Here is a 13,016-nt window from a genome sequence, read left to right as displayed (position 1 = left end):
GCACCACGGGCACCGCGGAGGCCGAGGACGTCCTCCTCCAGCCGCTGGCGTCCCCCGGCCCCGGACCGTTCACCGCGTCCACCGCGCGGGCGGCCCCCTCGTCCCCCACCGGCGCACCGGACGCCGAACCGACCTCCACCACCCGGACGGTCCATCCGGTCTCCGGCGTCGTCCCCGGCCTCTACGGCGGCACCCGATCCGTCGCCGCCTGCGACGTCGAGAAGCAGACCACCCTCCTGACCGACGACGAGGACAAGGCGCGCGCCTTCGCCGACGCGGCCGGCATCGAGGCCGTACAGATCCCGGGCTACCTGAAGTCCCTCACCCCGGTCGTCCTGCGCGCCGACGCCCAGGTCACCAACCACGGCTACAGCGCCGGCTCGGCCACCTCCTTCCAGGCCGTGCTCCAGGCGGGCACCGCCGTCCTGGTCGACAGCCGGGGGATGCCCCGCGTCCGCTGCGCCTGCGGCAACCCGCTCGGCCCGCCCGTGGTCACCGACGGGAAGGTCACCCACCGCGGCGAGCGCTGGCCCGGCTACGACCCCGCGCGCATCGTGGCCATCGAACCCGGCGTGAAGGCGGCCACCAGCCTGATCATCGTCGACGCCGACGACAACACCTGGATCGAGCGGGCCATGGGCGACAGCGGCGGCCGCGACCGCGCCCCGGACGACCCGCCGCCCTTCGAGCCCGACGCCGACCTGCTCTTCCCGTCCCCGGGCCGCCCCACCGAGCCCGCGCCCCCGGACTCCACCCCGTCCGACCCGGCCCCCTCCGAGCCGGAGGCTCCCACGGACCCCGGGCCCGGGGAATCGTCCGACGACTTCGGCGACCCGCCGCCCGAGGACCCGTGGGAGTACGAGGAGGGCGACCCGGACGTCGCGCCCGAGCCGACCCAGGTCTTCCCCGCCGAGCCGGAGGAGCCCGCCGAGCCCGCGGAGCCGGACCTGCCCGCCGAGCCGGACGCGCCCATGGAAGCGGATCTCGGCGACGTGTTCGCCGGCTGACCGGCCGAGGGTTCGCACCAGCGGAATCGGACAAGAGGAATCGGAAAAATGATGGCAGAGTGGCCCACATGGATGATCGGGTAGCGGGTGCCCTGTCACTCCCCGACGACTGGCCCGCCCACCCGGACCTCAGCCTCGCCCTGAACCGAATGGGCAGCTTCGACTGGGATCTTGACACCGGCCTCATGCACATGGACCAGCCCGCCCTCGACGTGTTCGACCTGACCGCGGACGAGTACGACGACCGGCCGGCCTCGCTGTCGCCGCGCGTGCCGACGGACGAGGCCCAGCGCCTGGACGGGCTGGTCTCGCACGCCCTCAAGAGCGGTCGCACCAACTACGGCGCGTACTTCCGCATCCAGCGGCGCGACGGCACGCTGCGCTGGACCCACACCCAGGGCTTCGTCCGCCGGGACGGGACCGGCCGCCCGCGCCGCATCATCGGGATCGTCCGCGACGCCACCCAGGAACTGGCCGACTCCACCGCCCGCCGCGAACTGGACGAGGAGCGCCGCCGGCGCACCAGCCTGGTCGAGGGCACCACCGCCGCGCTGGCCCACGCCCGTACGGTCAAGGACGTCATCGCCGTCCTCAAGAACTCCCAGGGCCTCGCCCACCTCGGAGCCACCAGCCTCGTCATGGGCCTGCTGGAGTCCGGCCGCATCCACCTGGTGGCGGACGGCCCCGAGGGCGCGTACGTCCCCGGCACCCGGTACACCCGGGTGGACGAGCAGTACCCGATGAGCGAAGTGGTCCGCACGCTGTCCCCGCGCTTCATCGAGTCCGCCGAGGACTTCGCCGCCTCCTACCCGGTCCTGTGGCCCGACATCAGCCACCTCGGGATCACCTCCGCCGCCTACATGCCACTGATCGCCCAGGCTCGCCCGATCGGCGCGCTCGGCCTCCTCTACCGGGACAAGGGCGGCTTCACCGCCGACGAACGCAACCTGCTGATGGCGCTCGGCACCTCGATCGCCCAGAGCCTCCAGCGCGCGATGCTCTACGAACAGGAGCACGACCTCGCCGAGGGCCTCCAGCAGGCGATGCTGCCGCGCCGGATCCCGGCCGTGCCCGGGGCGCAGGTCGCCGTCCGCTACCGTTCGGCCCGCCTCGGCCGGGACATCGGAGGCGACTGGTACGACCTGATCCCGCTGCCCGGCGGCCGGGTCGGCGCCGTCATCGGGGACGTCCAGGGGCACGACACCCATGCCGCCGCCGTCATGGGGCAGCTCAGGATCGTCCTGCGCGCGTACGCCGCCGAGGGGCACAGCCCCGCCACGGTCATGGCGCGCGCCTCCGTCTTCCTCCACGAGCTGGACACCGACCGCTTCGCCACCTGCACCTACGCCGAGGTCGACCTCACCACCGGCGTCGTCCAGGTGGTCCGCGCCGGACACGTCGACCCGCTGGTACGGGACGTGGACGGGAGCTGCCGCAGGATGCCGGCCGAGGGCGGCCTGCCGCTCGGCCTCTCCGCGGAGTTCGGCCGGCTGGAGTACCCGGTCTCCACGGTCGAGCTGGACCCCGGCCAGACGATGATCCTGTTCACCGACGGCCTCGTCGAACTGCCGGGCGCCGATCTCGACGAGGGCATGCAACTGCTCACCGCCCTCGTCACCAACGGCCCCCACGACCTCCAGAAGCTGGCCGACCAGCTCTGCGACGCGGTCGACGGGCGCGGCGGCCAGGACGATGTCGCGGTCCTGCTGCTGCGCCGCCGGGCCGCGCACGCCCCGCAGCCGGGCGGCCGGCTCCAGCAGCACGTCGCCCAGAACGACCCGGAGGCGCTGAGCTCGTCCCGGCACATGATCCGCGCCGCGGTGAGGGCCTGGGGGGCGAAGGACCGGGCCGACGAGATCGAGCTGGCGGCCGACGAACTGATCACCAACGCGCTCATGCACACCGATGGCGGCGCCGTCGTGACGATCCGGGTGCTCGCCGGAACGGAGCGACGGCTGCGCGTCGACGTCGAGGACCGCTCCAGCGCACTGCCCCGGCGCCGTGACGCGGGAGAGTCCGGGGTGTCGGGGCGCGGCCTGATGCTGGTCGACCGGCTGGCCGACGTCTGGGGCGTGGAGTCCCGGGGCAGCGGCAAGTGCGTGTGGTGCGAGTTCCTCATCCCGGCCCGCTGAATTCCGGCCCGCTGACGCCGCCCTTACGAGCGTGACCGGCGCAGCGCGTAACAGTACGTAACATGTCCGTACTTGACCGTAACCGACCGCGAAGGATTGACTGCGGGGGACCGGCCGCACCCGGCCCCGCAGTCCTCGACGACATGAGGTCCCCCTTGGGTACCGAGCTTCTCGCCCCGCTCGATCTCGCCTTCTGGCACCTCGAATCGGACGCCCATCCGATGCATCTGGGCGCGCTCGCCGTCTTCGCCCCGGCGCCCGGCGTCGGCCCGGCGCGGATCCTCGACCTGCTCGGAACCCGCGCCGCCGCGATCCCCCGGCTGCGCATGTGCGTACGGGACGTCCTGCTGCCGGTCGGAGGCAAGGCCTGGACGGTCGACAAGGACTTCGACGTGCACCGGCACGTCGAGCGCGTCGTCGTGACCGGCGGCGACTTCATGGCGGAGGCCACCCGGCTGGCGGGCGAACTGATGGAGCGACCGCTCGGTCGCGGGCTGCCGCCCTGGCGGATGTACCTCATCGGCGGCGCGGACGACGGGCCTTTCGCCGTCCTGGTGAAACTGCACCACGCCCTGGCCGACGGGATGCGCGCGGTCGCCATCGGGGCCGGGATCTTCGACGAGATCGCCGCCGTCACCAGCGCCCGCACCGCCGCCCGGGGCCGCCCCGCCGTCCCGCCCCGTTCCTGGCTGCCCGACCCCCGCGAAATGGCGGGCATGGCGCTCGGCCGGATCGGCGAGGTCGGCCGGGCGCTCGGCGTGGGGGCCTCCGTCGTCCGAGCCGGCCGCCTCGACCTGTGGGGCCCGTCCGCCTTCACCGCGCCCTCCAGCGGCACCCGTCGCCTGGCCACCGCCGACCTCGACGCCGGGGATCTCCAACGGATCCGGCGCGCCGAGGGCGGCACCGCCAACGACATCCTCCTGGCCGTCGTCGCCGGGGCGCTGCGCCGCTGGATGGCCGAGCGGGGCGAGCCGCTGCCCGCCGCCGACCCGCGCGCCCTGGTCCCCGTCTCCCGGCGCCGGCCCGGCGGGGCCGCCGCCACCGGCAACCGGCTCTCCGCCTATCTGCTCGGCCTGCCCGTCACCGCGGCCGACCCCCGCGAGCGGCTCCGGTCGGTCCGGAGCGCGATGGACCGCAACAAGGCGGCCGGCCCCCTCAGGGGCGCCGGAGCCGTCGCCGTACTCGCGGACCAACTGCCGCCGCTCGCCCACCGGTTCGGCGCACCCCTGGCCGCCAACGCCGCCCGCATGCTCTTCGACGTGCTGGTCACCAGCGTGCCGCTGCCCCGCTCCGCGCTCTCGCTGGGCGGCTGCCCGCTGACCGCCCTCTACCCCATGGCGCCGCTGGCCCGGGGCCAGTCCCTGGCGGTCGCCCTGTCCACGTACGGCGGGCGGGTGCACGTGGGTCTGGTGGCCGACGGCAAGGCGCTCCCCGACCTCGAACGGCTCGCCGCGGCGGTCGAGGACGAGTTCACCGAGCTCTACGCCCTCGTCACCGGCGCGGACCGTTCACCGGTGTCCTGACAGGCAGCCGCCCATCGGCTGCGGCAATCTGGAGCCATGCCCGAACTGCCCGAAGTCGAAGCCCTGCGGGTCTTCCTCGACGACCACCTGGTCGGCAAGGAGATCGCCCGCGTCCTCCCGCTGGCGATCAGCGTCCTGAAGACGTACGACCCCCCGCTGACCGCCCTGGAGGGCGAGCCGGTCACCTCGGTCGCCCGGCACGGCAAGTTCCTCGACATCGAGGCGGGCGGGCTCCACCTGTGCACCCACCTCGCCCGGGCCGGCTGGCTCCGCTGGAAGGACTCCTTCCCCGCCGCCCCGCCCCGGCCGGGCAAGGGTCCGCTCGCCCTGCGGCTGGTGACCACGGACGGCGACGGCTTCGACCTGACCGAGATGGGCACCAAGAAGAGCCTCTCGGTGCACCTCGTCCGCGACCCCATGGACGTCCCCCATATCGCGACCCTCGGCCCCGACCCGCTCGCCGACGCCTTCGACCGCGACACGTTCGCCGCGCTGCTCGCCGGGGCCCGCCGCCAGATCAAGGGCGCGCTGCGCGACCAGTCGCTCATCGCGGGCATCGGCAACGCCTACAGCGACGAGATCCTGCACGTGGCGAAGATGTCCCCGTTCAAGCGGACCGCCGACCTGACCGAGGACGACGTCACCCGGCTGTACACCGCGCTGCGCACCACCCTGAAGGACGCCGTGGACCGCTCCAGCGGGGTGGAGGCGGGGAAGCTCAAGGCCGAGAAGAAGACCGGGATGCGGGTCCACGGGCGTACCGGCGAGGCCTGCCCGGTCTGCGGGGACACCATCCTGGAGGTCTCCTTCAGCGACTCCTCGCTCCAGTACTGCCCCACCTGCCAGACCGGCGGGAAGCCGCTGGCCGATCGCAGGCTCTCCAAGTTCCTCAAGTGACGGCGGACCCGCGCCCCCGAAGCGATCCGGGAGCTCACCGCGTGACCGTCACCAGCCGCCGCCCGTCCGCCGTGCGCACCTCGAAGTGGTCGATGCCCTCCGGCCGCAGCGCCGCCCCGCCCGACACCTCCACCGGGCCGTCCTCCGCGCCCCCGGCCGACCAGCTGCCCACCGTCTCCTCACTGCCGTCCCGGCCCACCGCGACCAGCGCGCACGCCCCCACCACCGGAACCCGCGCCACCTCCAGCGCCACCGCCGTCCCCCACTCGTGCCCCGCCGCCGTCACCACCGCGGCGACCCCCGACGCCCCGTCCGTCCCGGACCACCGCTGCGCGCCCGCACCCTCCACCGGGCCGCCCGACAGCCCGGCCACCGCCGCCGGGCCGCCCACCGCCAGCACCACCGCGGCCGCCACCAGCGCGAGCCGCCGTCGGCCCGCCCGGCGCCGCCCCGCCGCCACCACGGCCGTCAGACGTTCCGCGAGGCCGGGCCCCGGAGCCGCCGGCGGACCCACCACCTCCAGACCGGCCCGAACCCCGGCGAACTCGCCGGCCCGCCGCCGGCACCCGGGGCAGTCCGACACATGCTCCTCGAACCGGAAGGCGTCGGCGCTCCCGAGCACGCCCAGCGCATAGGCCCCCACCCGGATGTGGGGTTCGGTCGTCTGCATGTACTGCGGTACGGGAACAAGCCACGCATCACTCACGCCATCGGCCGCCACAGGTCCTAAACTCCGGCCCATGCTGCGCGTACTCGCCGTCGACGACGAACCACCCGCCCTGGAGGAACTCCTCTACCTCCTGCGCGCCGACCCCCGTGTCCGCAGCGCCGAGGGCGCCACCGGGGCGACCGAGGCACTGCGCCGCATCGGGAGCGCGGTGGACGCGGGCCCCGACGACCCCTCCGCGATCGACGTGGTCTTCCTCGACATCCACATGGCCGGTCTCACCGGGCTCGACGTCGCCCAGCTCCTCGCCGGATTCGCCGCGCCCCCGCTCATCGTCTTCGTCACCGCGCACGAGGGCTTCGCCGTCCACGCCTTCGACCTGAAGGCCGTCGACTACGTCCTCAAACCGGTACGCCGCGAACGCCTCGCCGAAGCCGTCCGCCGGGTCGCCGAACAGGTCGGGGACCGGTCCGCACCCGTCCACGACAGCGCCGGCGACCAGATCCCGGTCGAGCTCGGCGGCGTCATCCGCTTCATCCCCATCGACGAGATCGCGTACGCCGAGGCACAAGGGGACTACGCCCGCCTGCACACCTCCGGCGGCAGCCATCTCGTCCGCATCCCGCTCACCACCCTGGAGGAGCGCTGGCGCTCGCGCGGCTTCGTCCGGATCCACCGCCGCCACCTCGTGGCGCTGGGCCGGATCGACGAACTGCGTCTGGACGCGGGCAGCATGAGCGTGCGCATCGGGGAGGCCGAGCTCGCCGTCAGCCGCCGCCACACCCGCGCCCTGCGCGACCTCCTGATGCGCCAGGGCGGCCGCTGACCAAAGCCGAGGCCGCCGCTGACCTGGGGAGACCCTCCGGCAGCCCTTCCCAGCACCACCCGGCGACGCCTACACTCCGAGCCCATGTCCGCAGAGCCAACCCCCCGGCGCGAAGTGGTCACGGGAGAGCCGCGGCGAGTGCGCCCGCTGCCCCGCTACCGCACCCAGTCGGAGATCGACGAGCAGACCGCCCTCGGCGGCGCCTACGTACGCTCGCTGATGCGCGGCCAGCTGCGCGCCGGGCTCACCGTCTTCGGCGTCCTCGCCCTCGTCGCGGGCACCCTGCCGCTCCTGTTCGAGGCGCTGAACAGCTCCGCCCTGGTCTGGGCGGTCCTCGGCTTCGCCACCTACCCGCCGCTCACCCTCGCCGCCTGGTGGTACGTCCGCAGGGCCGAGCGCAACGAACGCGACTTCGCCCGGTTGGTGGAGGGCCGCCCCGCCCCGTGAGCGCCCCCGACCACATGGCGTCCTGGGTGGCGGTCGCCCTCGTCGTCCTCGCCACCGTCCTCGTCGGCGGCTTCGGCCTGCGCATCTCCCGTACGACCTCCGACTTCTACGTCGCCTCCCGCACCGTGCGGCCGCGCCTCAACGCCGCCGCGATCAGCGGCGAGTACCTCTCGGCCGCTTCCTTCCTCGGCGTCGCCGGGCTCGTCCTCGTCCACGGCCCCGACATGCTCTGGTATCCGGTCGGCTACACCGCCGGATACCTGGTGCTCCTGGTCTTCGTCGCCGCACCGCTGCGCCGCTCGGGGGCGTACACCCTGCCGGACTTCGCCGAGGGTCGGCTCGAATCGCGGCAGGTCCGCCGGCTGGTGAGTGCGCTCGTCGTCGGGGCGGGCTGGCTCTACCTCGTACCGCAGCTCCAGGGCGCCGGACTCACCCTCAAGATTCTCACCGGCGCCCCCGGCTGGCTCGGTGACGTGCTCGTCGCCACCGTCGTGACCGCCGCCGTCGCCGCGGGCGGCATGCGCTCCATCACCTTCGTCCAGGTGTTCCAGTACTGGCTGAAGCTCACCGCCCTCCTCGTCCCCGCCCTCTTCCTGGTCCTCGCGTGGCAGGGCGACGGCCGGCCCCGGGTCAGCTTCGACGACCAGCTCGCCGTCTTCCGCGCCGACCATCCGCTGTACGCCACCTACGGGCTGATCGTGGCGACCTTCCTCGGGACCATGGGCCTGCCGCATGTCGTCGTCCGCTTCTACACCAGCCCCAACGGCCGCGACGCCCGCCGCACCACCGTCGCCGTCCTCGCCCTGGTCGGCCTCTTCTACCTGCTGCCACCGATCTACGGGGCGCTCGGCCGGCTCTACACCCCCGAACTGCGCTACGGGGGAGACGCGGACGCCGCCGTCCTGCTGCTGCCCGCCCGGGTCATCGGCGGACTCGGCGGCGACTTCCTCGGGGCGCTGATCGCCGGCGGGGCGTTCGCCGCGTTCCTCTCCACCGCCTCCGGGCTCACCATGGCCGTCGCCGGGGTCATCACCCAGGACGTCCTGCCCTCGCGCGGGGTACGCCACTTCCGGCTCGCCACCGTCCTCGCCATCGCCGTGCCGCTCGCCGGCTCCCTGCTGGTGAGCCGGGTGCCGGTGGCCGACGCGGTGGGCATGGCCTTCGCCGTCTCCGCCTCCTCCTTCTGCCCGCTGCTCGTCCTCGGCATCTGGTGGCGGCGGCTCACCCCGCCCGGGGCCGTCGCGGGGCTCCTGCTCGGCGGCGGGTCCGCGCTCCTCGCCGTGGCCATCACCGTCAGCGGCGCCGTACGCCCGCCGGGCTGGCCGCACGCCCTGCTCGCCTGGCCCGCCGTCTGGTCCGTCCCGGTGGGCTTCCTAGCGATGATCCTCGTCTCGCTCGCCACCCCGGGGCGCATACCCCCCGGCACCAACGCCGCCATGACCCGCTTCCATCTCCCCGAAGCCCTCTCCTCGGCGCGGGCCGCCGCAGGCAGGGAACGATGACCGGGGCCGCCGTCGCCGTGGTCGTGGTCCTCGCCGCGCTGCTGCTCGGCGCCGGTTACCTGCTGGGCCGCCGCACCGCCCGCCCGCTGCGCCCCAGCGACGTCGGCACCCCCGTCGAGCACGCCACCTTCGAGACCCTGCACACCGCGTCGCTGGCCGCACCGCCGCTGCGGGCCGGCCTCACCGAGGAGAGCGCCCGGCGGGCCGCCCGCAGGCTGCGCTCCCTCCTCGGCACCGACGCCCTCTGCCTCACCGACCGGGACCGGGTGCTGGTCTGGGACGGGGCCGGGCACCACCACGGCAAGGATGTGATGGACCACCTGAAGGCGCTGCTGGACAACGGCCGCGACACCGCCTTCGACAGCGGCTGCGCCGACCTCGACTGCCCGCTGCGCTGGGCCGTCGCCGTCCCGCTCACCGTCGAGAACCGGGTCCTGGGCGCGCTCGTCGCCTATGCCCCGCGCGAGTCGGCGGTGCTGGCCAGGGCGGCAGGGGAGGTGGCGCGCTGGGTCTGCGTCCAGCTGGAACTGGCCGAGCTGGACCGCTCCCGCACCCAGCTCATCGAGGCCGAGATCAAGGCGCTACGGGCGCAGATCTCCCCGCACTTCATCTTCAACTCGCTCGCCGCCATCGCCTCGTTCGTCCGGACCGACCCCGAGCAGGCCCGTGAACTGCTCCTGGAGTTCGCAGACTTCACCCGCTACTCGTTCCGCCGGCACGGGGAGTTCACCACCTTGGCGGACGAACTGCACTCCATCGACCAGTATTTGGCCCTCGTCCGTGCCCGTTTCGGCGAACGCCTCGCAGTGACCCTCCAGGTCGCACCCGAGGTGCTGCCCGTCGCGCTGCCGTTCCTGTGCCTCCAGCCGCTGGTGGAGAACGCCGTCAAGCACGGCCTCGAAGGAGCGGTCAACCGCAGCCGGATCACCATCAGCGCCCTGGACGCCGGTTCGGAGGCCGAGGTGGTCATCGAGGACGACGGAACGGGAATGGACCCCGAGCGGCTGCGGCAGATCCTGCGCGGCGAGGGCGGTACGTCCACCGGCATCGGCCTGCTCAACGTGGACGAGCGGCTGCGCCAGGTCTACGGGGACGACTACGGGCTCGTCATCGAGACCGGGGTCGGGGCGGGCATGAAGATCACGCTGCGGCTGCCGAAGTACCGTGCGGGCGTACACGGTTCCTGAAGAAGGCCGTCAGCACAGGTGGACGGCCAGATGCCCCAGCGGCAGCCCCAACTGCCAGGCGGGCGTCCAGATCCGGACCTCCTGGTCGTCCGCCGGGGCGGTCGCCGCCTCCCAGGCGGCGGGGCCGATCGCGTCCAGGTCCGCCGCGAGCAGTTCGGTCTCCTCCAGCCAGCGCCAGGCCGCCCGGGCCAGCGCCAGATCGGGGTCGCCGGGCTCGGCGCAGCTCTCCGACTCCGCCAGCCGCTCGCAGATCCAGCTGCGCCAGGTGCCCTCGTACGCCGTGAGCACACGCAGTTCGTCGACCCGCGGCTCGGGCAGGGCCCGCGGGGCGGGTGCGTCCCGGGGGAACTCGCACAGGAACATCGTCAGCGCGAGGGCGTCGCGCCCCGCTCGGAACTCCAGGGTCGTCGGCTCCATCAGATCGCCGGTCCGTAACAGCTCGTCGGCGATGTACTCGGTGGACAGCCAGGTCATCGGCACCCGGAGCCCGTTCCCACCGGTCCCATCCGTATCCTCGGGACGCATCCCGTCTCGCCTCTTTCCTTGCTCGGTACCGGGCTTCACGCAGCATTGAACCGGGGACGGGCGCCCCGCGTGGGCAGAAGGGGAGGATCGCCCAGGAGATGCGAGGCTGCGAATGAGTGCCGACCCCGGCGACGACCCGCATGTGCGCCTGCTGCTGGGCGCGTACGTCCTGGACGCCCTGGACGCCGAGGAGACCTGCCGGGTCGCCCGCCACCTCCAGGGCTGCGACGGCTGCGCCCGGGTCTATGTGGAGGTGGCCGAGGCCTCCGCCCTGCTGGCGCTGCTCCGGGCGGAGGACCTGCGCGAGTAGCCGGGCAGCGTGCGGGAGAGGACCCGCAGGGCGTAGTACGAACGGGACTTGACGGTCCCGGCCGGGATGCCTAGCGCCGCGGCCGTCTCGCCGACGCTCAGCCCCCGGAAGTAGATCTGCACCAGCACCGCACGGTGCTCGGGGCTCAGCGTGCGGACCGCCTCACGGACATCCAGGGCGCGGACGGCCGAGTCCGCGGTGTCCAGGGCGTCCGGGGTGGTCTCCAGCACCGTGTCGCTGACCTCGACGGGGCGGGCCTGGCGGGAGCGCCGCGCGTCGATGGCGAGGCGGCGGCCGACGGTGAAGAGCCACGGCCGCATCGAGTCGTAGGGCGCGTCGAACGCCTCCGGGTGCTGCCAGGCGCGTACGAGGGTCTCCTGCACCAGGTCCTCGGCCCGCTGCCGGTCCCCGAAGCTGAGGCCGAGGAGGAAGTGGAACAGGGCGGGCCCGTGTTCCCGCTGCAACTCCGCCAGGGTCCGTTCGTCGGTCGTCGTGGTGGTCTTCATGAACGTCCTCTCCCGCCGAGGCCCCTGACGGCCGCGTTACCGACTGGCGTATACGAACGCATTCGGCGGCGCGGGAACAGGCGGTGCACCGAGGCGTGCGACGAGCGGTCGCTCAGTGCGGCGAATGGTGCGGTGAACGGTCGAGGGGCCGTCGGGGTCGGCCGGTACGACCAGTTCAGCTAGGTATGCGGCAATGCTCCTTGCTTGTGCGGTATGAAAATCTATGTAGTCGGATGGTCGTAATCATCCGAACATGGAGTCGAGCAGATGACGCAGCGCATCCGACCGGGCGCCGTGGCCGCCCTCGCCCTCCTGCTCGCCGCGGCCACCGGCTGCACCGGGCAGCAGCCCACGGCCCCCGAGCCGGGCGGGCCGTCCGCCGCCCGGGGCGCGGGCGGCCAGGACGCCGAGAGGCCCCGCCCGTTCACGCTGCTCGCCGCGGGCGACGTCCTGCCGCACTCCTCCGTGATCGACCAGGCTGCCGCCGACGCGGGCGGCGCCGGCTACGACTTCGCTCCGATGCTGGCCGGTGTCGCCCCGGTCGTCTCCGGCGCGGACCTGGCGTTCTGTCATATGGAGACCGTGTACGGGAAGGAGGGCGGGCCCTACACCGGCTACCCGAGCTTCAAGTCGCCCCCCGAGATCGCCGCCGCCCTGCGCACCACCGGTTTCGACTCCTGCTCCACCGCCTCCAACCACACCCTCGACGACGGGGCCGAGGGGGTCTCGCGCACGCTCGGAGCCCTGGACGAGGCGGGCGTCCGGCACGCCGGCTCCGCCCGTACCGCAGCCGAGGCCGCCCGGCCCACGATCCTGCCCGCCGGCCCGGGGAAGGGGGCGGCCAAGGTCGCCCACCTCGCGTACACCTACGGCACCAACGACATCCCGCTGCCCGCCGACCGGCCCTGGACGGTCAACGTGACCGACGAGCGGAAGATCGTCGAAGAGGCGCGGGCGGCCAGGCGCGCCGGCGCCGACGTCGTCGTCCTCTCCGCACACTGGGGCACCGAGTGGCAGGACGAGCCCGACGCGCGGCAACTGGAGCTCGCCGATCGGCTCACCGCCTCCACCGACCGGGGCCGCCCCGACATCGACCTGATCATCGGCACCCACGCCCATGTGCCGCAGGCGTACGAGAAGGTCAACGGCACCTGGGTCGTCTACGGCATGGGCGACCAGATCGCCGGGGCGATGATCAACTACGAGGGGACCCAGGACCCGCGCGGCAACCAGAGCTCGATGGGCCGCTTCACCTTCGCGCCGCCCGCGAAACCCGGTGAGCGCTGGAAGGTGAAGAAGGCGGAGTTCGTCCCGCAGTGGTACGACACCGTCGCCGGACGCGCCGTCAACCTCAACGCCTCCCTCGATTCCTCCGAGGGCGGGGCCGAGCACCTGCGCGAGGTCCGCGACCGTATCCGTACCGTCGTCCTCGGCCGGGGAGCGGAGGCGGACGGGCTCCTCATGGGCGAGTAGGGCCCGGCGCCGGG

13 protein-coding genes are annotated in these 13,016 nt (G+C 73.6%); 10 read left to right on the top strand and 3 right to left on the bottom strand.

Features of this window, described 5'->3' with window-relative positions:
- From ACFWM7_RS03665 to ACFWM7_RS03650, 4 genes are all read left to right on the top strand, one after another.
- A partial coding sequence (locus ACFWM7_RS03665) for a DUF6777 domain-containing protein (protein WP_383254602.1) occupies positions 1-1,007 on the top strand: 1,007 nt, incomplete at its 5' end.
- 68 nt (positions 1,008-1,075) lie between these two features.
- Entirely contained in the window at positions 1,076-3,139 is a 2,064-nt protein-coding gene (locus tag ACFWM7_RS03660; protein ID WP_383254600.1) for a SpoIIE family protein phosphatase, read from the top strand.
- A 155-nt stretch (positions 3,140-3,294) separates the two neighbouring features.
- Positions 3,295-4,662: a wax ester/triacylglycerol synthase family O-acyltransferase gene (locus tag ACFWM7_RS03655; protein ID WP_383254597.1), complete on the top strand. Its 1,368-nt coding sequence runs from the start codon at positions 3,295-3,297 to the stop codon at positions 4,660-4,662.
- Positions 4,663-4,698: 36 nt separating this feature from the next.
- Positions 4,699-5,559 (top strand): Fpg/Nei family DNA glycosylase, encoded by an 861-nt coding sequence (locus tag ACFWM7_RS03650; RefSeq protein ID WP_383254595.1) that lies wholly within the window; start codon positions 4,699-4,701, stop codon positions 5,557-5,559.
- A 34-nt stretch (positions 5,560-5,593) separates the two neighbouring features.
- Here ACFWM7_RS03650 and ACFWM7_RS03645 read toward each other — a convergent pair whose 3' ends face one another.
- Entirely contained in the window at positions 5,594-6,229 is a 636-nt protein-coding gene (locus tag ACFWM7_RS03645; RefSeq protein WP_383254593.1) for a zf-HC2 domain-containing protein, read from the bottom strand.
- 70 nt (positions 6,230-6,299) lie between these two features.
- Here ACFWM7_RS03645 and ACFWM7_RS03640 point away from each other — a divergent pair, with 70 nt between their 5' ends.
- The 4 genes from ACFWM7_RS03640 (at position 6,300) to ACFWM7_RS03625 (ending at position 10,188) form a co-directional block, all read left to right on the top strand.
- A complete protein-coding gene (locus ACFWM7_RS03640; RefSeq protein WP_383254591.1) occupies positions 6,300-7,052 on the top strand; it encodes a LytR/AlgR family response regulator transcription factor in 753 nt (250 codons plus the stop codon).
- Positions 7,053-7,136: 84 nt separating this feature from the next.
- Positions 7,137-7,499: a hypothetical protein gene (locus tag ACFWM7_RS03635; protein WP_006129159.1), complete on the top strand. Its 363-nt coding sequence runs from the start codon at positions 7,137-7,139 to the stop codon at positions 7,497-7,499.
- The gene (locus tag ACFWM7_RS03630) at positions 7,496-9,001 is read left to right on the top strand and encodes a cation acetate symporter (protein ID WP_383254589.1); all 1,506 of its coding nucleotides are present in this window, start codon (positions 7,496-7,498) and stop codon (positions 8,999-9,001) included. The genes ACFWM7_RS03635 and ACFWM7_RS03630 overlap by 4 nt, the downstream gene beginning before the upstream one ends.
- Complete coding sequence (locus ACFWM7_RS03625) at positions 8,998-10,188, top strand: sensor histidine kinase (protein WP_383254586.1); 1,191 nt, start codon at positions 8,998-9,000, stop codon at positions 10,186-10,188. Before ACFWM7_RS03630 ends, ACFWM7_RS03625 begins: the two co-directional genes overlap by 4 nt.
- Positions 10,189-10,197: 9 nt before the next feature.
- Here ACFWM7_RS03625 and ACFWM7_RS03620 read toward each other — a convergent pair whose 3' ends face one another.
- Entirely contained in the window at positions 10,198-10,713 is a 516-nt protein-coding gene (locus tag ACFWM7_RS03620; RefSeq protein WP_383254584.1) for a hypothetical protein, read from the bottom strand.
- A 112-nt stretch (positions 10,714-10,825) separates the two neighbouring features.
- Here ACFWM7_RS03620 and ACFWM7_RS03615 point away from each other — a divergent pair, with 112 nt between their 5' ends.
- On the top strand, positions 10,826-11,023 hold the full coding sequence (locus tag ACFWM7_RS03615; RefSeq protein WP_006129163.1) for a zf-HC2 domain-containing protein: 198 nt from the start codon (positions 10,826-10,828) through the stop codon (positions 11,021-11,023).
- Here ACFWM7_RS03615 and ACFWM7_RS03610 read toward each other — a convergent pair.
- Positions 10,957-11,529, bottom strand: coding sequence for a sigma-70 family RNA polymerase sigma factor (locus ACFWM7_RS03610; RefSeq protein ID WP_383254582.1), 573 nt, complete (start codon positions 11,527-11,529; stop codon positions 10,957-10,959). The two genes, ACFWM7_RS03615 and ACFWM7_RS03610, sit on opposite strands and share 67 nt — an antisense overlap.
- A gap of 267 nt (positions 11,530-11,796) precedes the next feature.
- On the opposite strand from ACFWM7_RS03610, the gene ACFWM7_RS03605 reads away from it, so the two are divergent.
- On the top strand, positions 11,797-13,002 hold the full coding sequence (locus ACFWM7_RS03605) for a CapA family protein (RefSeq protein ID WP_383254580.1): 1,206 nt from the start codon (positions 11,797-11,799) through the stop codon (positions 13,000-13,002).
- The last annotated feature ends 14 nt before the right edge of the window (positions 13,003-13,016 follow it).

Source organism: Streptomyces sp. NPDC058375 (genome assembly GCF_042723425.1).
In the GTDB taxonomy this organism is placed as follows: Bacteria; Actinomycetota; Actinomycetes; order Streptomycetales; family Streptomycetaceae; genus Streptomyces; species Streptomyces durocortorensis.
The sequence above is the reverse complement of the archived record's forward strand: the minus strand, read 5'-3'. Positions and strand labels throughout refer to the sequence as shown.

Coding starts and splice junctions, on each gene's coding strand:
- ACFWM7_RS03615 (WP_006129163.1), top strand. CDS start 10,826: ATGAGTGCCGACCCCGGCGACGACCCGCATGTGCGCCTGCTGCTGGGC.
- ACFWM7_RS03640 (WP_383254591.1), top strand. CDS start 6,300: ATGCTGCGCGTACTCGCCGTCGACGACGAACCACCCGCCCTGGAGGAA.
- ACFWM7_RS03610 (WP_383254582.1), bottom strand. CDS start 11,529: ATGAAGACCACCACGACGACCGACGAACGGACCCTGGCGGAGTTGCAG.
- ACFWM7_RS03625 (WP_383254586.1), top strand. CDS start 8,998: ATGACCGGGGCCGCCGTCGCCGTGGTCGTGGTCCTCGCCGCGCTGCTG.
- ACFWM7_RS03650 (WP_383254595.1), top strand. CDS start 4,699: ATGCCCGAACTGCCCGAAGTCGAAGCCCTGCGGGTCTTCCTCGACGAC.
- ACFWM7_RS03635 (WP_006129159.1), top strand. CDS start 7,137: ATGTCCGCAGAGCCAACCCCCCGGCGCGAAGTGGTCACGGGAGAGCCG.
- ACFWM7_RS03645 (WP_383254593.1), bottom strand. CDS start 6,229: ATGCAGACGACCGAACCCCACATCCGGGTGGGGGCCTATGCGCTGGGC.
- ACFWM7_RS03605 (WP_383254580.1), top strand. CDS start 11,797: ATGACGCAGCGCATCCGACCGGGCGCCGTGGCCGCCCTCGCCCTCCTG.
- ACFWM7_RS03660 (WP_383254600.1), top strand. CDS start 1,076: ATGGATGATCGGGTAGCGGGTGCCCTGTCACTCCCCGACGACTGGCCC.
- ACFWM7_RS03620 (WP_383254584.1), bottom strand. CDS start 10,713: ATGCGTCCCGAGGATACGGATGGGACCGGTGGGAACGGGCTCCGGGTG.